Consider the following 23,352-nt stretch of genomic DNA (forward strand, 5'->3'; position numbering starts at 1 on the left):
GCGCACGCGTGACACACGATGTCTGCCGTTCATCCGGCAGTATCTTCTGTCCTGTACGCGGGAATCTCTCCTGCGTTTCATCTAAGCTAAGGAGGTCTGAAATTATGCGGTTAGGTTTTATTGGCTGTGGAAATATGGGAGGTGCCATGGTCAGCGGAATTTTGAAAAATCAGCTTCTTTTCAAAGAAGAATTGATCGCTTCCGCTCTCCACGAAGCATCCCGAAACGCTCTCCGTGAAAAATTCGGAATCACAGTCACTGACAACAACCTGGAAGTGGCTGCTGTCTCTGATGTTCTCGTACTGGCTGTCAAGCCCCAGTTCTACGCAGAAGTCATTCATGAAGTCCGTGAACAGATCCGGCCGAACACCCTTGTGGTATCCATTGCTCCGGGCAAGACTCATCAGTGGCTGGAAGAGCAGTTTGATCGTCCGGTTAAAACGATCCGCTGCATGCCCAATACTCCCTCCATGATCGGTGCCGGCATTACCGGTATTGCCCCCGGCGAACATGTTACAGAAGAAGAAACTGCTTTGATCCTTCGCCTTTTCTCCTCTCTGGGAGAAGCGGAAGTGGTTCCGGAACGGCTTATGGATGTGGTTGCTTCTGTCAGCGGCTGTTCTCCCGCCTACGTCTTCATGTTCATCGAAGCCATGGCTGACGCAGCCGTAGCAGACGGTATGCCACGGGCACAGGCTTATCATTTTGCAGCCCAGGCTGTCCTCGGCAGTGCGGAAATGGTACTCAAGACCGGCAAACATCCCGGTGAACTCAAAGATATGGTATGCTCTCCCGGAGGTACCACGATCGAGGGATTGTCTGTTCTGGAGGAAAAAGGCATGCGCAGTGCGGTGATCGAAGCACTCCGTGCCTGCACCAGAAAAAGCAAAGGATTATAAGTAAGGAGGATTTTTCAAGATGGAAAGAAAAATCGCATGGGAAAAATATTCCCAGGAAGAAATGGAAAAAGTATTTACATTTGCAGAAAACTACCGTCAGTTCTTAAGCCTCGGTAAGACCGAGCGTGAGTGTGTAAAACTGGCTGTTGCAGAAGCAAAAGCGCATGGTTATGAGGATCTTCAGGATGTGATCGCATCCGGAAAAGCTCTGAAGGCCGGTGACAAAGTTTACTCTGTCTGCATGGGTAAAACACTTGCTATGTTCCAGATCGGTGAAGAGCCTCTGGAAAACGGTATGAATATCGTTGGTGCCCACATCGACTCCCCGCGTATCGACCTGAAGCAGAACCCGCTCTATGAAGATACCGATATGGCTATGTTCGACACTCACTACTACGGCGGAATCAAGAAATACCAGTGGGTAGCTCTTCCTCTGGCCCTTTACGGCGTTGTCGCTAAAAAAGACGGCACAACCGTAGATATTGCCATTGGTGATGATCCCAGTGATCCTGTATTCGGAATCTCCGATCTGCTTCCGCATCTGGCCCGTGAGCAGATGGCTAAGACCGCATCCAAGATCATCGAGGGTGAGGATCTGAACCTCCTCATCGGAAGCATTCCCGTAAAAGATGAAGAGAAAGATGCCGTTAAGAAAAATGTTCTGGCTCTCCTGAAAGAGAAATACGATATCGAGGAAGATGATTTCATCTCCGCAGAGATCGAGGTTGTTCCTGCAGGCGCTGCAAGAGATTACGGCTTTGACCGCAGCATGATCATGGGTTACGGCCATGATGACCGTGTCTGCGCATACCCCTCCTATGAGGCAATGTTTGAGCTCGGCAGCGTAAAACGTACCGCTGTCTGCCTGCTCGTTGATAAAGAGGAAATCGGAAGTACCGGTGCTACCGGAATGACTTCTTTCTGTTTCGAGAATACCGTAGCAGAAGTGATCAATGCCTGCGGTGATTACAATGACCTGAAGGTAAGAAGATGTCTGAACAATTCCCGTATGCTTTCCTCTGATGTAAGTGCAGGTTTTGATCCCAACTATCCTTCTGTCATGGAGAAAAACAACTCTTCTTTCCTTGGAAAGGGACTGACCTTCAACAAATACACCGGTTCCGGCGGAAAGAGCGGCTCTAATGATGCCAACGCCGAGTACGTGGCTCTCGTTCGTCGGATCATGGACGATGCCAATGTAACCTGGCAGACAGCCGAGCTTGGTAAGGTTGATGCAGGCGGCGGCGGAACCATCGCTTATCTCATGGCCAAATATGGTATGGACGTTATCGACAGTGGTGTTCCCGTACTGAGCATGCATGCTCCCTGGGAGATCATCAGCAAAGCGGACCTTTATGAAGCGCTGAAGGGATACATCGCATTCCTGAACGCCTGAACATATAAAAAGACCTTCATCCCTTATGAACAGGGATGAAGGTCTTTTTCCTTACTTTTTTAATTCCTGCAGAACTTCCTCTACGCAGCCTGCCGTATCTTCTGTCTGGCAGACGTTTTTCACCAGTGCATCAATGGTCTCGGCCAGCATAGAACGGTCGATCCCGACAGATGCTGCCAGTTTTGCAGCATAGGCAGCTCTTGAGACACAGTAACAGAAGCTTCTGGCGTACTGTTTGTTATACTGAACTGTACCACAAACTTCCACCATTCCTTTTTTCTTGATGGAACGCAGCATGTTCAGAATATATTCCTGGTTCCAGCCATGCTCTTTGCTCAGCTCCGTCAGCTCCACACTGGTAAGCGGACGGTTTTCAAGCCAGAAAATATTCATCAGATCTTCTTCGCTCGGTGTCAAAACAAATGGTTTCTTCATTTCATGTCCCTCCTGATTAGCAGATAAATCTTCCTACCCGTTCCTATTATAAACAGTCTTTTTCTTTTTGTCCACAAGAATCTCTTAACAATTCCCTTAACTCTTGACTTTTGGGACAATTACATGGATAATAAACAGAAGGGCGTCCGTCTTTTTTACAGGCGCGTCTATTTTTTTGCCCGTACATAAGAAAAGGAGGATATTTTTTTGGAAAATCAACACGAAAACCCGCTTGGCTGTGAACCGATCAATCATCTGATGGCCCGATTCGCTATCCCAAGCATCATTGCCATGCTGGTAAGCGCTCTTTACAACATGGTAGATCAGTTTTTCATCGGCCACAGTGTCGGTATGCAGGGAAATGCCGCCACGAATGTCGCTTTTCCTTTGACGATCACCTGTACCGCAGTCTCTCTTCTCTTCGGGATCGGAGGCGCTGCGAATTTCAATCTTTCCATGGGACGGAAAAAAGCAGAAGAAGCCAAACACTTTATCGGAAATGCCATTTTCCTCATGCTTTCTTTCGGTATCTGTCTCTGCCTTGTGGTCTGCCTCTTCCTGAACCCGCTCCTGAAGCTTTTCGGAGCCACAGCAGATATTCTGACCTATTCACAGACCTATACTTCCATCACGGCTTTTGGATTCCCCTTTTTGATCCTGTCTACCGGTGGTTCCAACCTGGTGCGTGCTGACGGCAGTCCCCGTTTTTCCATGACCTGCACTCTGGTTGGCTGTCTGGTCAATCTGATCCTGGATCCGCTTTTTATCTTTGGCTTTGACATGGGAATGGCAGGCGCTGCCTGGGCCACCATCATCGGTCAGATCATTTCTGCCCTGATGGTCATCCGGTATCTGACGCATTTCAAGACCGTTAAGCTGACCCTGAAAGAATTAAAACCCAGAGGCTATGCCTGCGGCCGGATCATTTCGCTTGGAATGTCTCCCTTCTTAAACCAGCTAGCTATCATGATCGTTCAGGTCGTTATGAACAATGTTCTGGTTTTTTACGGAAGCCAGTCCGTTTACGGAGGTGAGATCCCCCTGGCCTGTGCCGGTATCATCAGTAAGGTGAATATGATCTTTTTCTCCATTTCCATCGGATTGTCCCAGGGTATGCAGCCAATCGCCAGCTTCAACTATGGTGCAGAAAACTATGACCGTGTCCGGGAAGCTGTCCTTAAAACCCTGACAGCTTCTACACTGATCTGCACACTGGCCTTCCTTTTATTCCAGCTGTTTCCCAGACAGATCACAGGAATCTTTGGCTCCGGAAGCGAGGAATATTTCACTTTCGCCAGCCGTTATTTCCGGATCTTCCTGTTTTTCACCTTCCTGAATGGAATCCAGCCTGTAGCCGGAAACTTTTTCACAGCCATTGGAAAACCGGTTTATGGAATCTTCATCTCTCTGACCAGACAGATTATTTTCCTGCTGCCGCTGATCCTGATCCTGCCCCGTTTCTTTGGCATCGACGGTGTCCTTTATTCTGCTCCCATCGCAGATTTTCTGGCCGCCTGCCTTGCTCTCTTCCTGACTTTGCGGCAGTTAAAAAAACTCAGTCAGTAAATCAGACCTTTGCAATCCCGGCTCACTGCAGCCGGGGTTTTTTCGTCACAAAACTTTCACAATTTTCCTGCTTCACTTTTTCAAAAAGGTGCTATAATACAGAACTGAAGAAAGAAATAATCAATCAGATTCATGAATCCGACTGAATAAATAGTTAATATAGGAGGCATTTATCATGATTACACTGAAACTTGAAAAAAGAAACCCGGAAGTAAAGGCAAAGAAACTGAGACGTGACGGTTTTGTCTGCGGTGTCCTTTATGGAAAAGAACTGAAAGAGTCTGTTCCTGTTCAGCTCCCGGAGTCAGTAGCTCTCGGCTTTATCAAAGCCAACAAAGAAGGTAGTCAGGTAATGCTTGATCTCGATGGAAAACAGATCGATGCCCTTGTAAAAAACATCGACTATGATCCCATGAAGAAACAGGTCATGGCTCTTGATTTTCAGGCTCTGGTTGCCGGAGAAACAGTGGCTACTTCTGTTCAGGTCGTTCTGGAAAATGAGGATGCCGCCCAGGGTATCGTAGAGCAGACACTGACGGAAGTCCACTATAAAGCAGATCCTGCGAACATGTTGGATACCATTGTCATCGACTTCAAGACCCTTTCTCCGGATGTCCGCGAGTTTCATGTAAAAGACCTGGTTATCCCGGAGGGCAAAAAGGTTCATTTCACCACACCGGAAGATACTCTGATCTTTCACGTTGCCGAATATGCCAGCAACGGCGAGGAGGAAGAGGACGATGCTGCAGATGATACTGCCGCAAAAGCCTGAAGAAACGGAATATTTCTGGTCACAAAAAATCCTCTGCTTTCATTGCATCCGCAATGAGCAGAGGATTTTTTTATTTCATTAAATCTCAGCCAGTTTTAAGAGATCCGGAATCTTGGATTCCCAGCCAAGTGCCATGATATGTACACCCTGACAGTACGGCTTACACTCTTTGATGATACGAGCAGCGATTTCAACTCCTGTAATACCTGCTTTTGTCTTTTCTTTGTCTGCTTTCAGTTCCTCGATCATTTCATCCGGAACATGAATACCGGCAACGTTATTATTCATGAATTTTGCCATTCCTGCAGATTTCGGAATGATGATACCAACCTGTACCGGTTTTCCGAACTGTTTTGCTTTTTCCATGAACTTAATGAATTTCTCCGGCTCAAACACAGCCTGAGTCTGGAAGTAATCTGCACCTGCTGCTACTTTTCTTTCCATTTTTGCAAGCTGTGCGTCAACGGAATCGCTGCACGGAGATACCACAGCACCCTTGGAGAATTTCGGAGGCTCACCAACAAGCGGATTCCCACCAAGATCCACTCCGGATTCCAGAAGCTTTACTGTATGGAGAAGGGAAACAGAATCCAGGTCAAAGACCGGTTTTGCCTGCGGATGGTCACCCATCTTGGTATGGTCGCCTGTAAGGCAGAGGATGTTCTCAATACCAAACATTGCCGCACTGAGAAGATCGGACTCCAGCGCAATACGGTTTCTGTCACGGCATGCCAGCTGGAAAATCGGATCCATACCTGCATCTTTGAGAACCTTACACATTGCAAGAGAACCGAGACGCATAACGGAAGACTGGTTGTCTGTTACATTTACTGCATGAACACCCTTGAGATAAGTTTTTGCTTCTTCTACCAGCTCATCTACATGGATCCCTTTTGGAGGTCCTACTTCAGCAGAAACAGCAAATTCACCACGGTCGAATAATTCTTTCATTTTCATTGTACATTGCTCCAATCATTAAATATATTATATGTAACTGTTTAGTACTTTCACCGTTACAATCAACCTATTTCACGTCATCATCAGTTGCAAAATTATGGATCTGTGTCGGACATTTCAGCAGATCCAGGCGTCCGATCTCCTCCAGACGTCTGTAGATACGCTCCCATCCGCATTCCATCTCACTGTCCACTTCGCATTTTCCGTTTTTGGAACCACCACACTGGCCATTCACAAGGCTCTTGGAACATGCTGTGATCGGACAGATTCCACCGGTCAGGTTCAGATAACACTCACCGCACTGATCACATTTATACTCTAACGGTGTCACACCCTGGAAACCTGGTACCGGATAGGTATCACAGGCTGCACAGACGGTCTTATCCTCCAGATATTCAGCAACGGTCTGTACACCAACACCGCAGGAGAATACCAGGACCAGATCTGCTTCCCGGATCTTGTCCATGTGTTTTTTCAGGCGTAACTCCATATTTTCCGGATTACAGATGTAATCTGTTGTTACGATCCCTGTCACGTTTCCTTCCGCAACAAGCTCCTTCTGAAGTTCCACAGCTTCTTTTTCCGGAAAATGAACTTCTTTACATCCGTGGCAGTTGATCACAAATACTTTCTTTCCGGCTGTCAGTGATGTAATCGTTTCTTTTGCTTTTAACTGGGTAATCAACATATTACTTCATCCCCCTTATTGCATTTTTTCCGGCTTTGATGCTGTCGATGATCGGAATCTTGGAAGAACAGATATACTGACAGCATCTACACTCAACACAATCCATGACATTTTTGTCTTTCATAGCCTGCCAGTTCTCTTCCTTCGCATATTTTACAAAGTACAAAGGAGAAAGTTCCATCGGACATACATCCACGCAGCGTCCGCACTTGATACACGGCTGCTCTTTGGTCTCATCTGTATCAATGGCAATGATACCATTGGATCCCTTCATCATGGGTACATCCAGTGTATGCAGCGGGAATCCCATCATCGGTCCGCCCATTTTAACCAGAACATCGTCATCTGTGAAGCCGCCACAGTAATCGATCAGTTCTCTTACACTTGTACCGATCTTGATGATAAAGTTGCCAGGATTCTTGATCTTCTCACCGGTTACAGTTGCAACACGCTCAACCAGAGGCATACCTGTCTGGATCGCATCGGAAATTGCTTTTACCGTACTGATATTATCTACGATAACACCGACATCTGCCGGGAGACCGCCGCTCGGGACTTTTCTTCCCATAACACGCTTGATGAGTGTTTTCTCAGCGCCCTGCGGATATTTGGTCCTTGCAACAAAAACTTCCATGTTTCCAATAGTGGAAACTTTTTCCTGCATGACTTCGATCGCATCCGGTTTGTTATCTTCAATCACAATGATACCCTTCTCGGCACCGGTTGTCTTAAGGATTGCTTTCAGACCGAACACAATATCATCCGCATACTCAAGAAGGACTCTGTGGTCTGCTGTTAAGAGCGGCTCACATTCACATCCGTTGAGAAGGATGGTATCGACCGGTTTCGCCGGTTTCAGTTTGACGCAGGTCGGGAAACCTGCTCCACCCATACCAACGATTCCTGCTTCTTTTACGATATTGATGATTTCATCCGGTGTCAGTTCCTCTAACGGTTTATGCGGCTGTACGGATTCGTGCAGTGTATTTTTTCCGTCGGATTCAATGACAACAGCCATGACCTCACGACCGCTTGTACCATGCATACGCGGTTCCACAGCAACTACGGTTCCGCTCACGCTGGAATGTACCGGAGCACTGATAAAGCCGGAAGCCTCACCGATCTTCTGGCCAACCTTCACCAGATCACCCACCTGAACGATCGGATTTGCCGGTGCGCCAAGATGCTGTGACATGGAGATCACAACGGTCTTCGGATCCGGGAATTTCTTTAAAGCGATATGTTCACTGAATTCTTTACGTTCTGACGGATGAACACCGCCATAGTATCCATTCAGTCTGTCTTCTCTGATCGATTTTACATAATCGTTGATCACCTTGAAATTAACCTTGGAGAAATCGCGTACCTGTACAGGCTGATTGAGGAATTCCTCCAGCCGTCCCTGTTTTGCAAGTCTCTGGTAAATCTTTTCCCATGCACAATCCTTATTCGGATCCACCTCACATTTACCGTTCTTGGCTCCTCCACACTGTCCGTTAACGAGGCTCTTAGAGCAATCAACGATAGGACAGACACCACCGGTAATGTTCAGGTAACACTGAGCACAGGCATCACAGCTCTTCTTTGTAAGAGCCATGCCATGATGACCTCTGTAATTAAGAGAATTACTTGCTGCATAAACTGGTTTCTCTGCCAGATCTGCAACTGTCTGAATACCAAGGCCACAGGAGATCACGATCACATTCTCTGTCCCCTCCGGAAGCAGATCCTGTAATTTTCTTTCCGTGTGCATCTTATTGCACAAAAAGTCTACCTTTGTGCTGCCGGTAACTGTCTTGCCCTGCTCTGCGGCAAATTTCAGAAACTCATCGCAGTCCGGCTCGTCAATGGCATCAAATTCCTTGAAGCACTTGTTACAGGCAATGACATATAAATTGTCCTTACCCTCAAGCAATGATGAGAGCTCTTCATTGCTTTTCAGCTGATACTTAGTATAGTTCTCCAATTGCTCACCTTCCTTAATGAAATTATTTGAACCTGTATATTTATCAGCTTTTATTTTCCATTTTTCTCCCATACAGTAAAAAAAACAATAAAAATCCGATAATCCGGTTCTAAAATTGCTTTCCATATAAATGTAACACAAACTGCTCTTTTTATCCAGATGTTCTTGTATCTTTTTGTAAAATATTGCTTCGCTGATTTTTAAGCAAGAAAAAACACTGTAAACCACTCTAACGGTTTCAGTGCTTTTTCAGACTATTCAAGGATGCCTCGACATTCTTGCTGTAAGATGCACGTCATACGACACATGATCCATTCTTCTGTGCATCTTTGCAATCCGTCGGGGCGATATCAGACGGAGGCTTGATTCCGCTGCAAAGCGTTCCATACCCCAGCCGCGGATCCGGGTAGTTTTTGACCACAGGCAACGGACGGGCGCCTTTGAGAAGCCAGGCCTTCATTTTGGCGCCGTAGAGGTAAGGATCATGAGCGTCAACAATTCCCCACTGCATGAGAAGAGCTGCGGAGCCGGAGACAAAGGGTGCTGCAAAGGAGGTGCCTGTTCTTGGTGTGTAACCTCCTCCCGGAGCTGTCGCCATGATATTGACACCGGGAGCAGACAGATCCGGCTTCACAGTTCTGCCATCTCTGGTATATCCCCTTCCGGAAAATGCTGCATAAGTCATCAGCCTGGAATCATACGCCCCGACTGAGATGACTTTTCCTGCTGTAGATGGAATGGTCAGCGTCGTCTCCGGATCCGGCCGGTAAAAATAGGTCTCCTGATTTCGCTCTTCTTTTGACGGAAGCCATAGGTCATAACGGCCTTCTACGATTTTTCCCGGTGTCAGAAGGATTTTCCAGATACCGCTGTCGATGTATTTTTCCATGGAAAGAAGATCCATATAGATTTCCTGAGCCATGCTGTAGGGACTTGGTTCTCCATAGTAGACCAGAACTTCTGTCCCTTCCACCCGGTAACGCTGACTTCCCATATTTTCCCGGAAGGGGCCGATGGTCATACCCTCCGGAGAAATCAAAGAAACGGAGAAGTTATCCACATAGGACTTCCAAAGCTGAATATTTGTCCCCGTTTCATACTCTCCGATCGCCAGTTCCAGTGTTTTCTCTTCTCCTTCTGTCAGCCATCCGCCTGTATGACCGCCTGCCTCCCCTTCATTTCCTGTTCCCACTACAATACAGCTCCTGCCATAACCGGAGATGTCATCCAGGAAGGTTTCAAGAAGAGAGGTCCCGTCATGAGAGCCATAGGTGTTCCCAAAGCTCAGATTGATCACCAGAGGCATGGAAAGTTCCAGGGCTTTCCGCACCGCATAGTCCACCCCCTGGATGAGTTCCGTCGTCCGTGGAAAAGAATCCGGCCGTGGGATTCCAAGCTTCACCACCAGAAGCTCACTTTCCGGCGCCACGCCCCGGTATCTTCCATTAGAAGTTCTCCCATTTCCTGCCGCGATCCCCGCAACTGCCGTTCCGTGACCGGAAAGATCCCGGCTCAAAACACGATTTTCCCGGAGAGACTGATTCAGCTCCTCCCTGGTAAATTCCGTTCCGATCCGATAGTCTGCCGGCGGCGTTCCTTCTATCGTCTGATCCCACAAAGCCAGAAGCCGGGTAGTTCCATCAGCGTTTCGGAAATCCGGATGGGTATAGTCTATACCGCTATCGATGATCGCCAGAAGCACACCTTTCCCTGTCAGTCCCAGCGGAGCTCTTGAAAGCCCGTTAATGCAGGAGGCTGCCCTTCCCTGATCAACAGCGAAAGACAGCCTCTTTGGTTTTTCAATATATTCGACCTGCACCCGGGATGCCAGCCAGGGAATCAGTTCCTGATCGATCGTCACAATCGCATACTCATTTACCAGTGGTGTGAAAGCAGCGCCTTCTCTCTCCAGTCCTGTAAGGTCTCCATGATATTTGATGATGAGATCCCAGGTGTTTGCCGCCCGGTCATAACCTTCTGCGAGACGTTCCGAGCGCTCGATTTCCTCCGGCGTGGCATCCAGAGCCAGATTCAGGAGATTTTCAAGTTTTTGATCATTCATACACTATCGCCATATATGGTATTCTTTTTAATATATGCACGATCCACAACTCTCTAACACTGACTCAGTTTCTTATACATCTCCAGCACGCCTTCATAATTCCCCCCATAAATAAAGTAGTAATCCAGCTGCTTCCCTTCCATATAGAGGTAGGAACCATACATGGGGATCGTGCAGCAAAGGGCTGTGCCCTCCGAGACCAGGCCGATGCCATAGCCGTACTCCGATACCACCAGCGGCATGCGGAGGGCTTTCTGGCCGAAGCTGATGTAGCGGGCTTTCTGATTCATGGGCTCCAGCTTGCTGTCGAGGACGCCTTTTGCGTAGAGCTTCTCTTTCTTGGGCCAGTCAAAGTAAAGCCAGCCTTCTGCGATGGAGCGGTACTCCATTTGTCTCGGAAGGGCCGCTTTCTCGGCCAGCAGGCATTTTCCAGTCTTGTCCAGAAAAGTGAGAGCCCCCGTCTTCTTGTCGATCCGCACCGTGAGCTTCTCTGTCGTGAGCTCTGCCAGATTCTTGCCCTCTCTTGCGGACCACTTCACAGGGCTTTCCGGCTGGTAATCCCAGTAGCCCGGCTCAAATTCCGCCCGGATACCCTTCTGGAACTGTACTCGGATCAGGCCGTCCTCCAACGGAATCAGATGAAGGATTCCATAATTGCTGATGATCTCCAGATATTTCTTCGTTTTCCGCAAAATACGGACAGTCGTATCGATGCGGCTGTGGCCTTTCGGCCGTAAAACACTGCTGTTTGGGATGCCGCCGAAGGGATAGGGCGAAGCATTAATGGGCGCTGTAGTCTGCACCTTGCTCTCCAGTGCTTTTCGCACCGGCACCTCCCGTTTCAGCGGCTGTTCGGTCTTCGGAAGTTCCCGTTTGGGCGGCGCAGGCTGCTCTCCCACAAAGCCCAGCTTCATCGGACGGCTGTAGGAGGAAAGCGAACGGGCCTTCCCGGTCTCCGAAACCTTCATGCCGCCGGAGATCTCGACCTTCTCCTCCGGTTTTAGAGCCGCTTTCACGAGAAGCCCCCGCGCTTCTGCCGCAGAAGCCTTCTCTGATACCGGATCAGCTGCCTTTTTCTCCACAGGGGCCGGCTTTTTCCGGAGTGCCTGAGACTCCTTGTGGACCTGATTTTCCAGCGAATGAACCTTTTTTTCCTCGGAAACCTTCGTACCGATGAGGTCCGTCAGATCTCCTGTATGGACCACCGCCAGCTCATGAAGGGCACGGGTGGCCGCCACATAGAGAAGCTTTACATAGGCATCCTCGCTGGGGTAATGTTCCTCGGAAGGATGGTAGAGAAGAACCGCGTCAAACTCCAGGCCCTTCGTGTACTCCACGGGCAGCACCATGACGCCGCTTCCAAATTCGGCCGTGGCAAGATCGCTGTTTACCAGAGGAATCTTTTCCCCCAGCCGAACACTGACTTCCTTCGTCTCCTCCTCGTCCCGGCAGATCACAGCGATGGTCTCATGGCCCGCCTGCTGCCATTTTTTGATAAACTCTAGGGTCTTTTCCAGCATGGTTTTTTCATCCACACAATCGCAGATTTCTACTGCGTTTCCGTGACGGATCACCGGCTCTACCGGGTAAATGGGGAAATTTCCGTGGCGGAGGATCTCCGTCGCAAAATCTGAAATTTCCACGGTGTTTCGGTAGCTCTTTTTCAGCAGGCCGAAGCTGTCAAAAGGGCCTGTGAGGATCAGCTCCTGAAGATTCTTCCAGTCGTTGAGACCATAGCCAAAATGGATATTCTGGGAAACGTCCCCCATGATCGTGTAGGTGCAGCCTCTGAGACAGTAGGCCAGCACACCGTAGGCCATCATACCGAAATCCTGGGCCTCATCGATGATCACATGGCTGGCCTCCCGGATGCCGTCGTTCTCCCTGATCCGCTTATAAAGATAAGCGAGAGCCGCAAGATCATAGAGGTCAAACTCATTTTCCGTAAAGGGAACCTTCTTCCCTTTCTTCTTCTGCACCTCCAGAAACTCCTGATACACCTCAAAAATGGATCCTTTCCACTCTTTTTTCCCAAAATGCCACCGGTACAGACGCTGAAGCTCTTTTTTCTCCTCATCCGTGTAGGAGACAAATTTTCCGGTGAGCTCATTTTCCAGCCTTGCATGGAGCATCTCATTGAGCATGTCGATTTTTCCCTGGACGGAAACCGTGGGATTGTCTTTCCGGTAAGTGCGGATCACATTTTCATCCATGAGAAGCACGCCGTTTTTCTCGATCCGGATCTCCTCCGACGGGATTGTCCGCTCCTCGTACTCCTCGCAGAAAGCCTCAAGCTCATGGAACCAGTCGTAGCTTCCCTTCACCCAGGCTTCCCGTTCTTTCGCATCCAGAGCCTTGATCCGATGAAAACGCGGATCCCAGTCCTCATAGAGAAAGCGGACAAACAGCTGCTCCATCGTCATCTGAGAAACACCGTAGACATCCAGATCCGGCAGAACACTGGTAATATAATTGAGCAGGATCCGGTTACTTCCGATGATATAGAAATCCTCCGGACGAAATCTGTCCTCGTAGTTGTAGAGAATGTAGGAAATCCGGTGCATGGCCACCGTAGTTTTTCCGGAACCGGCCACTCCCTGAACGATGATGTTTGTCTTCGGTGAGGTCCGGATGATCGCGTTCTGCTCCTGCTGGATCGTGGCGATGATCTCGCCAAGCACCGCTTTTTTGCTCTTTGCCAGGTACTTGGTGAGGAGTTCGTCGTTGGCCACTACGTCTGAATCAAAGAAATCCTTCAGCCGGTCATTTTCGATCTCATACGTCCGTTTCCGTTTCAGATCCACCTCATAGCTTCCGTGATTTTTCACCTCATACTGACAGAGTCCCGTACGGTTCTCGTAATAAATGGAGGCCACCGGAGCACGCCAGTCAATGACGATGGGCTCGGAACCTTTGTCAGAAATGCCTACCCGTCCCACATAGTAGGATTCTTCCTGAGGAAGCTTTTTGTCGCGGAAGTCGATCCTTCCGAAATAAGGCTTTTTTCTCGCCTTTTCACAGCGCACCAGATTTCTTCTGCTGTCCTGCAGCTGAGCCTGGGTATTCCGAAGCAGCGAAAGTGCTTCTTTATCTTTTGGTCCATAAGTCTCCATAAGATCATAGACTTCTTCAGAAAGAGACCGGATCTGCTCCCTGGTGTGCTCCAGATTGCTCTGTGCGATGGTAAGAATGTCAGCCAACTGTTTTTCTTCTTCCTCCCGGCTTAATCCCGGGATGGAACGAAAGGTCTTTTTTTCTTTCATTTTCTTCTCCTTTTTCGATAGATTCATCCCGATAAGGAATATCTTACCATCCCTTGCTGAGAATGTATATATAGAAACGTAACTATTCAGCCCCATCTCGATTCCGCTTGGCTCTGAATAGTTACAAAAAGACACCGCAGTATGTTTTCTACTGCGGTGTCCCTGTTTTTATCTGTCAAAACGGATTTTTACATAATCTTTGATGGCCTCCACACATTTTTCAAAGCCCAGCTTGCTGCTGTCCAGGCAGAGGTCATAGTTTCTTGCATCATTCCAGGTCCTTCCTGTGTAATAATGATAATAATCACCACGGAATTTATCGGTCTTCAGAATGAATTTTTCCATTTCTTTTTCAGAGGTGATCGATGAACGTTCCAGACTGCGGGCAATGCAGTAATCCATAGGTGCATGGACGAAGACACTGACCACATTCGGATAATCCTTCAATACAAAATCAGCACAGCGTCCCACAAGAACACAGGATTCCTGCTCTGCCAGCTGCTTGATTACCTTCGCCTGATAGTTGAAGAGATTCTTGTCAGATACAAAATCATCACTCTCCGGCGGGATCAGATCACCCTTGTAGACCTTCTTGGCCCAGCCGAAAAGTGTGGTCCCTTTCAGGCGCTCATCCGCCTGATTGAACAGCATCTCATTGATCCCGCTGTCGTCGGAAGCCATCCTAAGGATCTCTCTGCTGTAACAGTTGATCCCCTGATCCTTCGCGTACATCTCACCGATAGTCTTTCCACCGCTTCCATACTGTCTTGCAATGGTTACGATCACATTCTCCATAATGAAATCCCCCTTTATTCACCCAGGTATGCCTTCTTGATGGACGGGTCGTTCATCAGTACATCTGCTGCTGCATCCAGCACGATCTTTCCTGTTTCCAGAACGTATGCCCGGTCTGCGATCGACAGAGCCTTTTTCGCATTCTGTTCCACCAGAAGTACCGTTGTGCCACTGGCACTTACCTCTTTTATTATATCAAAGATTTCGTTTACAAACAATGGAGAAAGTCCCATGGACGGCTCATCCATCAGAATGATCTTCGGATGGGACATGAGCGCCCGGCCCATAGCGAGCATCTGCTGTTCACCGCCGCTTAAGGTTCCTGCCACCTGATTTTTTCTCTCCTTCAGACGTGGGAAGCGTTTGTAGACCATCTCTAAGGTCTGGCTGATCTCATCCTTGTCTTTTCTGGTAAAAGCTCCCATCAGAAGATTTTCGTAAACACTCAGGTCAGCAAAAACTCTTCTGCCTTCCGGCACATGAGCCATCCCCAGAGTCACGATCTTGTGTGCCGGCATTTTTGTAATGTCTTTTCCCTCAAATTCGATCTTTCCGGACTTCGGTGCGATGAGACCGGTCACAGTATGAAGGATCGTTGTTTTTCCGGCTCCGTTGGCTCCGATCAGGGCAATAACCTCTCCCTCATTGACTTCGAAGGAAACGCCCTTGATGGCCTGGATCACGCCGTAATTTACTTTTAAATCTGTAACTTGCAACATTGCCATACTGTCTGTTCCTCCTTATTCACCCAGATATGCCTTGACCACTCTTGGATCGTTCAGCACCTCGGAAGGCGTTCCATGTGCCAGCTCCGTACCGAAATTCAGCACATACAGATATTCGCAGATGCCGGATACCAGCTTCATATCATGCTCGATCAGAAGGATCGTTACCTTGAACTCTTTCCGGATCAGTTCAATGGTATCCATCAGTTCCTTCGTCTCATTAGGGTTCATGCCGGCCGCCGGCTCGTCCAGAAGAAGCAGCTTCGGGTTTGTTGCCAGAGCCCTGGCGATCTCCAGTTTCCTCTGTTTTCCATAAGGAAGGTTCGATGCATTGGTATCGGCAAAGGAATCCAGTTCAAAGATTTTCAAAATTTTTAATGCTTCCTCATCCATCTCTTTTTCTTTTGCAAAATAAGCCGGAAGATGGAGAAAACTGGTTGCCAGATTATATTTGATGCTGTTGTGAAGGGCTGCTTTTACATTATCCAGAACACTCATCTGTGTGAACAGACGGATATTCTGGAAGGTACGTGCCACACCTTCCTGACAGATCTCTGCCGGTTTCTTTCCCACCAGGCTTTTTCCATCCAGCATGATCGTACCGTCTGTAGGACGGTATACACCGGTCAGCATATTAAAAGCCGTTGTTTTTCCGGCTCCGTTTGGCCCGATGAGCCCTACCAGAGCACCTTCGTTGATCGTCATATTCAGTCCGTCTACTGCCCGGAGCCCTCCAAAGGAGATACCAAGGTTTTTCACTTCCAATAAAACACCCATGTCTTACACCTCCTTCGAAAGCTTCTCTGCCTGCTGCAGATTCCGTTTTTCCGTCAGATTCCGTTTAAAGGAAGAGTTATTGAAAAGCATCATTGCGATCAGGGCGATGGCGTAGATCAGCATACGGTAGTCGGAAGCGCCACGCAGGAGCTCCGGAAGCAGAGTCAGGATCACAGCTGCGATGATGGAGCCCTTGATACTTCCCATTCCGCCTAAAACAACCATTACCAGGATCTCAATGGACGCATTATAATCAAAGTTTGCAGGCTTCAGGATACCTAAGTTTGCACCATAGATCACACCTGCCATCCCTGCCATAAACGCAGCAATTACAAACGCCAAGATTTTGTATCGGCTTACCGGGATACCGACAGCCTCTGCTGCGATATAATTGTCACGGATGGCGCAGACCGCACGGCCGTGACGGGAATTTACCAGATGTGACACCAGAAGGATGACAAGGAGCATCAGGATAAACACAAAGGTAAAATTCTTATAAGTGGCCACCAGCGGGATTTTGGAAAGACCTTTGGCTCCTCCGGTAATCTTCAGGCTGTTAAAAACGGATTTGATGATCTCACCAAAACCCAGAGTTACGATCGCCAGATAGTCACCTTTCAGACGAAGGACCGGAATACCAATGATGACTCCCAAAAGGGCTGCGGCTACTCCGCCAATAAAAACAGCCAGAAGCAGGCTCACCAGAACCGGCAGGATATCCTTCGTTGCAATCAGGAAAAGGCAGCCGGTGTAAGCGCCAATGGACATGAAAGCCGCATGTCCCAGACTCAGTTCACCCAGGAAACCAACAACCAGGCTTAAAGAAACAGACATCATGACATAAACGCAGACCGGAGTGATCAATGACATCATCTGACGGCTTAAAACACCGCCCTTTACCAGTCCCATAACAGCTGCATAAACCACAAGGGCGATCAGTGCGTTGACGATAATTTTTTTGTCGATCTTCATTTTGGTCACCTACACTTTCTCGATCTTCATCTTGCCAAGAAGCCCGGAAGGCTTCACCAGCAACACGATTACCAGTACACTGAATACGATAGCATCCGAAAGCTGTGTGGAAATGTAAGCTTTTGCAAGGCTTTCAATGATCCCCAGGATCAATCCGCCAAGCATGGCTCCCGGAATACTTCCGATACCACCTAAAACAGCTGCCACGAAAGCTTTGATTCCGGGAAGAGCTCCCAGAGTAGGAAGCAAGGTCTCGTACTGGGCAATGAAAAGAACTCCTGCCACAGCCGCAAGAGCCGAACCAACAGCAAAGGTGATGGAGATCGTCTGATTGACATTTACGCCCATCAGTTCTGCTGCGCCTTTATCTTCTGATACCGCTCTCATGGCCCGGCCGGCCTTGGTCTTGTTGATAAAAAGCGTCAGCAGGATCATGGAAATGGTCGTCACGATCAGGGTCACGATCGTAAGCCCTGAAACATGTACGCCTCCGATCTTGATGGAGGGCACTTTAATAATAGAAGCAAAAGGAATCGGTGTGGCTTTAAAAATCAGAAGTGCCAGATTCTGTAAAAGATAGCTGACGCCAATGGCAGTGATCAGAACAGCCAGCGGCGGCGCCTGTCTCAAGGGTTTATAGGCTATTTTTTCGATGACGACTCCCAGCAGTGCACATACCAGTATGGTAATGACCACAGCCAGGATCGGATGCAGATGCAGAAGAGATACGCAGACATACAGCGTATATGCGCCAACCATAATAATATCACCATGGGCGAAGTTGATCATTTTGGCAATACCGTAAACCATTGTATAGCCAAGGGCGATCAGTGCGTAAATACTTCCTGTTCTCAATCCATTCAATAACTGTTCCAGAATTGCATTGATCAGACTCATTTTTCTCCACCTTTCTCTCTTTGAAAAACGGAAGGGAGACAGCCGATGCCGTCTCCCCTGCAAGTATCAGAATCTACTCTTGACCGCTTCTATTTACTCAACATATGTATACTGACCATCTTTTACGGTTACAAACTTAACATCTTTTACAGCTGCACCGCTTGCATCAAAGGTGATGGGATCACCGGTCAGACCGGATACAGAGATCTTGGTCATAGCGTCGATCATATCAGCACTCTCAATGCTGCCTGCTTCTTCCATAGCTGCCTTGAAAGCATAAACTCCATCGTAAGCATCTGCTGCGAACTGATCCGGAGTCTCACCATAGGCATCCTGGTAAGCTTTTACAAAGTTTACAACCTTCTCATCATCGACAGATGCACAGAACGGGCTGGTAAAGATGCATCCCTCTACGGTAGCCGGATCGGTAACGGTCTTCAGCACACCATCCCATCCGTCAGAACCAAGGAACGGAAGCTCCATGCCAAGTTCACTGGCCTGTTTAGTGATGTAAGTAATATCCTGATAATAAGCCGGAACATAGATGGCTTCTGCATCGGTTCCCTTGATGCTGGTCAGCTGAGAGTTAAAATCAACGTCTCCTGTATTGAAGGACTCTGCATCTACAATCTCAGCGCCTTTTGCCTCAATCTCTGCGGTAAAAGCATCGTAAATACCGGTGCTGTACTCATCAGCTACATTGTAAAGCACTGCGATTTTCTTATATCCAAGAGTATCTACTGCATAATCTGCCATTGCAACACCCTGCTCCGGATCAGAGAAGCAGATACGGAATGCATTATCCGGCTCGATACAGCCCTCTGCGGAACCGGACGGGGTGATCTGAAGGATACCGTCCTGCTGGCTCAGCTGAGCTACTGCGATACAGGAGCCGCTGGTTGTACATCCCAGAAAACCATTGATTCCCTTATCCATCAGTGTATTGTATGCCTGAACAGCTTTATCTTCGGTTGCCTCATCGTCCTCAAAAGCAAGCTCAAGTTTATAAGTATCCTCGCCAACCTGTGCTCCACCTGCATCGTTGATCTCCTGAATGGCGATCTCCGCTCCCTGTTTTACAGAGGTTCCATAAGAAGCTGCTGCTCCTGTCAGAGGACCGCTTCCACCAAGCAGAAATGTTTTCTCGTCCGCGGACACTGCCATCGGAGCTGCTACCAGAGATACCGCTGCCACTGCACTGACGAATTTAGTAAATTTTTTCATAAAAATTCCTCCTTCTTTTGCGTTTCTCTTTTATAATAGTAGAAATGCAATGTGCTAAATTCTTGGTGTTAATCATACGCCCCGATTTTTTATTTGTCAACAACTTTCTGTAGCTTTCCAGCGTATTTTTGTCTTTCTGCCGCGGATTTTATAAAACTGCTTTCCTTTTTTGTCATTCTGGCTTTTAGGGCTATCTCTTTTGTGGCTTTTATGCTAGAATGGATCAGAGGTAAAAAGAACAGAAAGGGGTTTTTTCATGAAAAATCTGATTGTCGGACAATCCGGCGGTCCCACCGCCGTTATCAACAGCAGTCTCTACGGAGTGATTCAGGAAGGCCTGGCACAGAAAGAAAATATCGGCCATGTTTACGGCATGATCAACGGAATCGAGGGATTCCTGAAAGGGAACTATACGGATCTCGCCGAACTGGATCCCCAGACCCTGAATGCCTTACGCACAACTCCCGGCGCTTATCTCGGTTCCTGCAGATACAAACTTCCGGAGGATCTTTCCGATCCGGTCTATGCGGAACTTTTTCAGAAATTTGAAGAGCTGTCCATCGGATATTTCTTATACATCGGCGGAAATGATTCCATGGATACCGTCAGTAAGCTTTCCCGTGCTGCCGAGGCTCACAAAAGCAGCATTCGTTTCATCGGTGTTCCCAAGACCATTGACAATGATCTGATCCTGACTGACCACACCCCCGGTTTCGGAAGTGCTGCCAAATATGTTGCCGCTTCCGTCTGTGAGATCGGTCTGGATGCTTCCGGCTATAAAGCAAAATCTGTTACCATTATCGAGATCATGGGGCGCCATGCCGGCTGGCTTACTGCCGCATCTGCTCTTTCCAGAAAATACGAGGGCGATAATCCCATTCTCATCTATCTTCCCGAGGTCGCCTTTGACCAGGAAGACTTCATCCGCCGCATCGAGGATGCTTTCCAGACAAAAAACAGCCTGATCGTCTGTGTTTCCGAAGGGATCCATGACAAAGACGGCAAATTCATCTGTGAATATACCGGTGCTGCCGGAACGGATACCTTTGGTCACAAAATGCTCACCGGCTGCGGAAAATACCTGGAGAATCTGGTCCGGGAACGCCTGGGTGTCAAAGTACGTTCCGTAGAACTGAACCTCTGCCAGCGCTGCTCCATCTTCTCCCAGTCTCTTACCGATGCCAGAGAAGCGGCTCTCGCCGGAAGTTCCGCTGTGGAAGCTGCCCTTAAGGGGGAATCCGGAAAAATGGTTTCCTTTGTACGGACCAGTGACGAGCCTTACGAGCTTGTCTGTGGCCTGGAAGATGTAAACAAGATCTGCAACCAGGAGAAAAAAGTTCCTCTGGAATGGATCACCAGAGACGGTACCGATGTTTCCGAAGAATTCCTCACCTATGCCCGTCCTCTGATCCAGGGCAATCCCGCCATTCCCATGAAAAACGGTCTGCCGGATTATGCATATCGGAAATAGAATGAAAAAAACCACGGCCATCCGTGGTTTTTTTCATTCCTCTGTTTCTATTAATAAGCTTTGCCCCAGTATACCATTTTCTTGGCCGGTTTGCCGCAATATACACAGGTATCAGAAATTTCTTCCTGGTGGAAGGGCATGCAGCGGCTGGTCACGCCGAATTCTTCCTTCATGGCATCCTCACACTCACGGCAGCCACACCACATTGCTTTGATGAAGCCAGGCTTATTGTCAGCAATGTCTTTCATTTCTTCCTTGTTGTGTGCCTCATACGTATGGGTGTCACGATGTTTCTTTGCCTTCTCAAAAAGGTCATGCTGGATCGTATCCAGAAGCTCCGGAAGCTTTGCAGCCAGCTCGTCAATGGCGATGGTGATCTTTTCTCTGGTATCTCTTCTTACTACTACCGCCTGGCCTGCCGCAATATCCTTGGGTCCGAGTTCTACACGAAGCGGAATCCCTCTCATCTCCTGCTCGGAGAACTTCCAGCCCGGGCTCTTCTCGGAATCGTCCATTTTTGCACGGATGCCTGCTGCTTTGAGCGCATCCCGTACCTCAGCGGCTTTATCCAGAACTCCCTCTTTTTTCTGCTGGATGGGAATTACCATAACCTGTACCGGAGCCACCTTCGGCGGAAGCACCAGACCACTGTTATCGCCGTGCACCATGATGATCGCACCGATCAGACGGGTCGTCATTCCCCAGGAGGTCTGATATACATATTTCAGCTTGTTGTCTTTATCGGTAAACTGAATCTCGAAAGGTTTGGAGAAATTGTCGCCAAAGTTGTGGCTGGTACCGGACTGAAGTGCTTTTCCATCATGCATCAGGGCTTCGATGGTATAAGTTGCCTCTGCACCGGAGAATTTCTCTTTTTCTGTCTTCTGTCCGCGGATAACAGGCATTGCCAGATAGTCTTCACAGAAATCCGCATAAAGGTTCAGCATCTGCTCAGTTCTTTCTTCTGCTTCTTCTGCAGTCGCATGAGCTGTATGACCTTCCTGCCACAAAAACTCTCTGGAACGGAGGAACGGGCGGGTCGTTTTCTCCCAACGGACAACGGAACACCACTGATTGTAAACCTTCGGAAGGTCACGATAAGAATGGATATCATTTTTATAAAAATCACAGAACAGTGTCTCGGAAGTCGGACGCACGCAGAGACGCTCCTGCAGCGGTTCCAGACCACCCTGTGTGACCCAGGCTACCTCGGGGGCAAAACCTTCCACATGATCTTTCTCTTTCTGAAGCAGACTTTCCGGAATGAACATCGGAAGATATACATTCTCCACTCCATTCTCTTTGAAACGACGATCCAGCTCATTGCGGATATTTTCCCAGATTGCAAAGCCGGCCGGTTTGATGACCATGCAGCCTTTTACGCTGGTATAATCGATCAGTTCTGCTTTTCTTACCACATCCGTATACCACTGGGCGAAATCTTCTTCCATGGATGTGATCGCTTCTACAAGTTTCTTGTCTTGTGCCATGTTCTTTTCTCCTTTTCTTTGTTAATCAGAAACGCCGGAGGATTTTCGTCCTCCATGCATCCTGCAAGGGACCGAAAATCACTCCGGCGGTACCACCCTTTTTAACAGCCTGAGGCTGTCCTCTCATTCTTCCGTTAACGCCGGTTCTACGCCGTGGTTCTTTCACGGGGCTCCGGGCCCGGTTCCAGGTGCTTATCTGCGAAAACCTCTCAGCCGGCGGGTCTTCTCTCTGAAGCAGCAGTCACTCTGTACTATCTCCCTTCAATGCCAATCTATGAGCATTTTATGTCAAAAGCCGCTTTTTGTCAACCCTTGAGATCAGGTCCGGCGACAGATCACTGGTATTTTATCTGCAGAGACCTTCCGGTTTCATCAGGGTGACAGAACCGTCACCATAACGCTCTTCAAAAGTAAATCCATAGAGCGCATCCAGTTTTTCATAAAGCCTCTGCTCGATATTTTCTTCGACCTCTTTCCCGGAAAGATAAAGAAGCTTCAGATTTACGCCAAACTGACAGGTATACAGGCTGGTATCCTTTACTCCGTTTCTGTGGTAAAAGGCCATTCTTCTGCTCCGGATCTCCCGCTCCTCTTCATTGGAAGCAGACTCGACATCTTCCACCTCCAGGATCCAGAATTCCGGATGCAGGAGCTGAAAAAGTTCCTGGATAAATTTACTTCCGGTCCCCTTATCTCTTCCACCTCTGCATACGGCAAAGAAATCCAGAAGATAAACCGGATCGTCTTTTTCGTGGATCAGAAAGGCATAGGCAGTCAGCTCTTCTCCGTCAAAATTTCCAAATGCCAGATAGCGCCCTTCTTCCTTCAGCCGCCGGATCAGCTCCAGCGATTTCAGTTCCTCCGGCGGAAAATCCACGGACATTTCCTCTCTGTAGACCTTTTCGATTTCCTGCATCTCTAATTCACGTATCATATCTTCCGTTACTGAAAACTTATAAAAAGTTATAAACTTCCATGTTTCATTCCTACTTCAACG

General features: G+C 48.3%; 19 protein-coding genes. 5 read left to right on the top strand and 14 right to left on the bottom strand.

Annotated features, from left to right (window positions below):
* Positions 1-104: 104 nt before the first annotated feature.
* Complete coding sequence (gene proC / locus DXA57_RS11160) at positions 105-899, top strand: pyrroline-5-carboxylate reductase (RefSeq protein ID WP_117767450.1); 795 nt, start codon at positions 105-107, stop codon at positions 897-899.
* 19 nt (positions 900-918) lie between these two features.
* Complete coding sequence (locus DXA57_RS11165; RefSeq protein ID WP_117767451.1) at positions 919-2,295, top strand: aminopeptidase; 1,377 nt, start codon at positions 919-921, stop codon at positions 2,293-2,295.
* Between the two features lie 51 nt (positions 2,296-2,346).
* Here the strand turns inward: DXA57_RS11165 and DXA57_RS11170 are convergent, their stop codons facing one another.
* Entirely contained in the window at positions 2,347-2,730 is a 384-nt protein-coding gene (locus DXA57_RS11170) for a BlaI/MecI/CopY family transcriptional regulator (protein WP_117767452.1), read from the bottom strand.
* A gap of 258 nt (positions 2,731-2,988) precedes the next feature.
* On the opposite strand from DXA57_RS11170, the gene DXA57_RS11175 reads away from it, so the two are divergent.
* Together DXA57_RS11175 and DXA57_RS11180 are read left to right on the top strand one after the other, a co-directional pair.
* Positions 2,989-4,296: an MATE family efflux transporter gene (locus DXA57_RS11175; RefSeq protein ID WP_199612723.1), complete on the top strand. Its 1,308-nt coding sequence runs from the start codon at positions 2,989-2,991 to the stop codon at positions 4,294-4,296.
* 175 nt (positions 4,297-4,471) lie between these two features.
* Entirely contained in the window at positions 4,472-5,068 is a 597-nt protein-coding gene (locus tag DXA57_RS11180; RefSeq protein WP_117767454.1) for a 50S ribosomal protein L25, read from the top strand.
* A 78-nt stretch (positions 5,069-5,146) separates the two neighbouring features.
* Here DXA57_RS11180 and DXA57_RS11185 read toward each other — a convergent pair whose 3' ends face one another.
* From DXA57_RS11185 to DXA57_RS11235, 11 genes are all read right to left on the bottom strand, one after another.
* Positions 5,147-6,025, bottom strand: coding sequence for a methylenetetrahydrofolate reductase (locus DXA57_RS11185; RefSeq protein WP_117767455.1), 879 nt, complete (start codon positions 6,023-6,025; stop codon positions 5,147-5,149).
* A 67-nt stretch (positions 6,026-6,092) separates the two neighbouring features.
* Positions 6,093-6,713: a methylenetetrahydrofolate reductase C-terminal domain-containing protein gene (locus DXA57_RS11190; protein WP_117767456.1), complete on the bottom strand. Its 621-nt coding sequence runs from the start codon at positions 6,711-6,713 to the stop codon at positions 6,093-6,095.
* A gap of 1 nt (position 6,714) precedes the next feature.
* Complete coding sequence (rsxC, locus tag DXA57_RS11195) at positions 6,715-8,679, bottom strand: electron transport complex subunit RsxC (protein WP_117767457.1); 1,965 nt, start codon at positions 8,677-8,679, stop codon at positions 6,715-6,717.
* A 295-nt stretch (positions 8,680-8,974) separates the two neighbouring features.
* On the bottom strand, positions 8,975-10,741 hold the full coding sequence (locus DXA57_RS11200) for a S8 family peptidase (RefSeq protein ID WP_117767458.1): 1,767 nt from the start codon (positions 10,739-10,741) through the stop codon (positions 8,975-8,977).
* Positions 10,742-10,794: 53 nt separating this feature from the next.
* Positions 10,795-14,004 carry a 3'-5' exonuclease gene (locus DXA57_RS11205; RefSeq protein ID WP_117767459.1) on the bottom strand — a complete coding sequence of 1,070 codons (3,210 nt, stop codon included), beginning with the start codon at positions 14,002-14,004 and terminating at the stop codon, positions 10,795-10,797.
* A 168-nt stretch (positions 14,005-14,172) separates the two neighbouring features.
* Positions 14,173-14,799, bottom strand: coding sequence for a cytidylate kinase-like family protein (locus DXA57_RS11210; RefSeq protein ID WP_117767460.1), 627 nt, complete (start codon positions 14,797-14,799; stop codon positions 14,173-14,175).
* 14 nt (positions 14,800-14,813) lie between these two features.
* Complete coding sequence (locus DXA57_RS11215) at positions 14,814-15,524, bottom strand: ABC transporter ATP-binding protein (protein ID WP_117767461.1); 711 nt, start codon at positions 15,522-15,524, stop codon at positions 14,814-14,816.
* Positions 15,525-15,539: 15 nt separating this feature from the next.
* Entirely contained in the window at positions 15,540-16,301 is a 762-nt protein-coding gene (locus tag DXA57_RS11220; protein WP_117767462.1) for an ABC transporter ATP-binding protein, read from the bottom strand.
* A gap of 3 nt (positions 16,302-16,304) precedes the next feature.
* Positions 16,305-17,273 carry a branched-chain amino acid ABC transporter permease gene (locus tag DXA57_RS11225; RefSeq protein WP_117767474.1) on the bottom strand — a complete coding sequence of 323 codons (969 nt, stop codon included), beginning with the start codon at positions 17,271-17,273 and terminating at the stop codon, positions 16,305-16,307.
* Positions 17,274-17,282: 9 nt separating this feature from the next.
* Positions 17,283-18,170: a branched-chain amino acid ABC transporter permease gene (locus DXA57_RS11230; protein ID WP_117767463.1), complete on the bottom strand. Its 888-nt coding sequence runs from the start codon at positions 18,168-18,170 to the stop codon at positions 17,283-17,285.
* 93 nt (positions 18,171-18,263) lie between these two features.
* Positions 18,264-19,394 carry an ABC transporter substrate-binding protein gene (locus DXA57_RS11235; RefSeq protein WP_117767464.1) on the bottom strand — a complete coding sequence of 377 codons (1,131 nt, stop codon included), beginning with the start codon at positions 19,392-19,394 and terminating at the stop codon, positions 18,264-18,266.
* Positions 19,395-19,650: 256 nt separating this feature from the next.
* Between DXA57_RS11235 and DXA57_RS11240 the strand changes: the two genes are divergently transcribed.
* Positions 19,651-20,865, top strand: coding sequence for a 6-phosphofructokinase (locus DXA57_RS11240; RefSeq protein WP_117767465.1), 1,215 nt, complete (start codon positions 19,651-19,653; stop codon positions 20,863-20,865).
* 50 nt (positions 20,866-20,915) lie between these two features.
* Here DXA57_RS11240 and proS read toward each other — a convergent pair whose 3' ends face one another.
* Both proS and DXA57_RS11250 read right to left on the bottom strand, forming a co-directional pair.
* Entirely contained in the window at positions 20,916-22,355 is a 1,440-nt protein-coding gene (gene proS, locus DXA57_RS11245) for a proline--tRNA ligase (RefSeq protein ID WP_117767466.1), read from the bottom strand.
* Between the two features lie 346 nt (positions 22,356-22,701).
* A complete protein-coding gene (locus DXA57_RS11250) occupies positions 22,702-23,289 on the bottom strand; it encodes an N-acetyltransferase (protein ID WP_147345685.1) in 588 nt (195 codons plus the stop codon).
* Positions 23,290-23,352 lie beyond the last annotated feature (63 nt).

It is taken from the genome of Blautia sp. OF03-15BH, assembly GCF_003463065.1.
Lineage (GTDB): Bacteria > Bacillota > Clostridia > Lachnospirales > Lachnospiraceae > Limivivens.

Excerpts from the sequence above, each read along its gene's own strand:
- proC (WP_117767450.1), top strand. The coding sequence starts at position 105 with ATGCGGTTAGGTTTTATTGGCTGTGGAAATATGGGAGGTGCCATGGTC.
- DXA57_RS11165 (WP_117767451.1), top strand. The coding sequence starts at position 919 with ATGGAAAGAAAAATCGCATGGGAAAAATATTCCCAGGAAGAAATGGAA.
- DXA57_RS11170 (WP_117767452.1), bottom strand. The coding sequence starts at position 2,730 with ATGAAGAAACCATTTGTTTTGACACCGAGCGAAGAAGATCTGATGAAT.
- DXA57_RS11175 (WP_199612723.1), top strand. The coding sequence starts at position 2,989 with ATGGCCCGATTCGCTATCCCAAGCATCATTGCCATGCTGGTAAGCGCT.
- DXA57_RS11180 (WP_117767454.1), top strand. The coding sequence starts at position 4,472 with ATGATTACACTGAAACTTGAAAAAAGAAACCCGGAAGTAAAGGCAAAG.
- DXA57_RS11185 (WP_117767455.1), bottom strand. The coding sequence starts at position 6,025 with ATGAAAATGAAAGAATTATTCGACCGTGGTGAATTTGCTGTTTCTGCT.
- DXA57_RS11190 (WP_117767456.1), bottom strand. The coding sequence starts at position 6,713 with ATGTTGATTACCCAGTTAAAAGCAAAAGAAACGATTACATCACTGACA.
- DXA57_RS11200 (WP_117767458.1), bottom strand. The coding sequence starts at position 10,741 with ATGAATGATCAAAAACTTGAAAATCTCCTGAATCTGGCTCTGGATGCC.
- DXA57_RS11205 (WP_117767459.1), bottom strand. The coding sequence starts at position 14,004 with ATGAAAGAAAAAAAGACCTTTCGTTCCATCCCGGGATTAAGCCGGGAG.
- DXA57_RS11210 (WP_117767460.1), bottom strand. The coding sequence starts at position 14,799 with ATGGAGAATGTGATCGTAACCATTGCAAGACAGTATGGAAGCGGTGGA.
- DXA57_RS11215 (WP_117767461.1), bottom strand. The coding sequence starts at position 15,524 with ATGGCAATGTTGCAAGTTACAGATTTAAAAGTAAATTACGGCGTGATC.
- DXA57_RS11220 (WP_117767462.1), bottom strand. The coding sequence starts at position 16,301 with ATGGGTGTTTTATTGGAAGTGAAAAACCTTGGTATCTCCTTTGGAGGG.
- DXA57_RS11225 (WP_117767474.1), bottom strand. The coding sequence starts at position 17,273 with ATGAAGATCGACAAAAAAATTATCGTCAACGCACTGATCGCCCTTGTG.
- DXA57_RS11230 (WP_117767463.1), bottom strand. The coding sequence starts at position 18,170 with ATGAGTCTGATCAATGCAATTCTGGAACAGTTATTGAATGGATTGAGA.
- DXA57_RS11235 (WP_117767464.1), bottom strand. The coding sequence starts at position 19,394 with ATGAAAAAATTTACTAAATTCGTCAGTGCAGTGGCAGCGGTATCTCTG.
- DXA57_RS11240 (WP_117767465.1), top strand. The coding sequence starts at position 19,651 with ATGAAAAATCTGATTGTCGGACAATCCGGCGGTCCCACCGCCGTTATC.
- proS (WP_117767466.1), bottom strand. The coding sequence starts at position 22,355 with ATGGCACAAGACAAGAAACTTGTAGAAGCGATCACATCCATGGAAGAA.
- DXA57_RS11250 (WP_147345685.1), bottom strand. The coding sequence starts at position 23,289 with ATGATACGTGAATTAGAGATGCAGGAAATCGAAAAGGTCTACAGAGAG.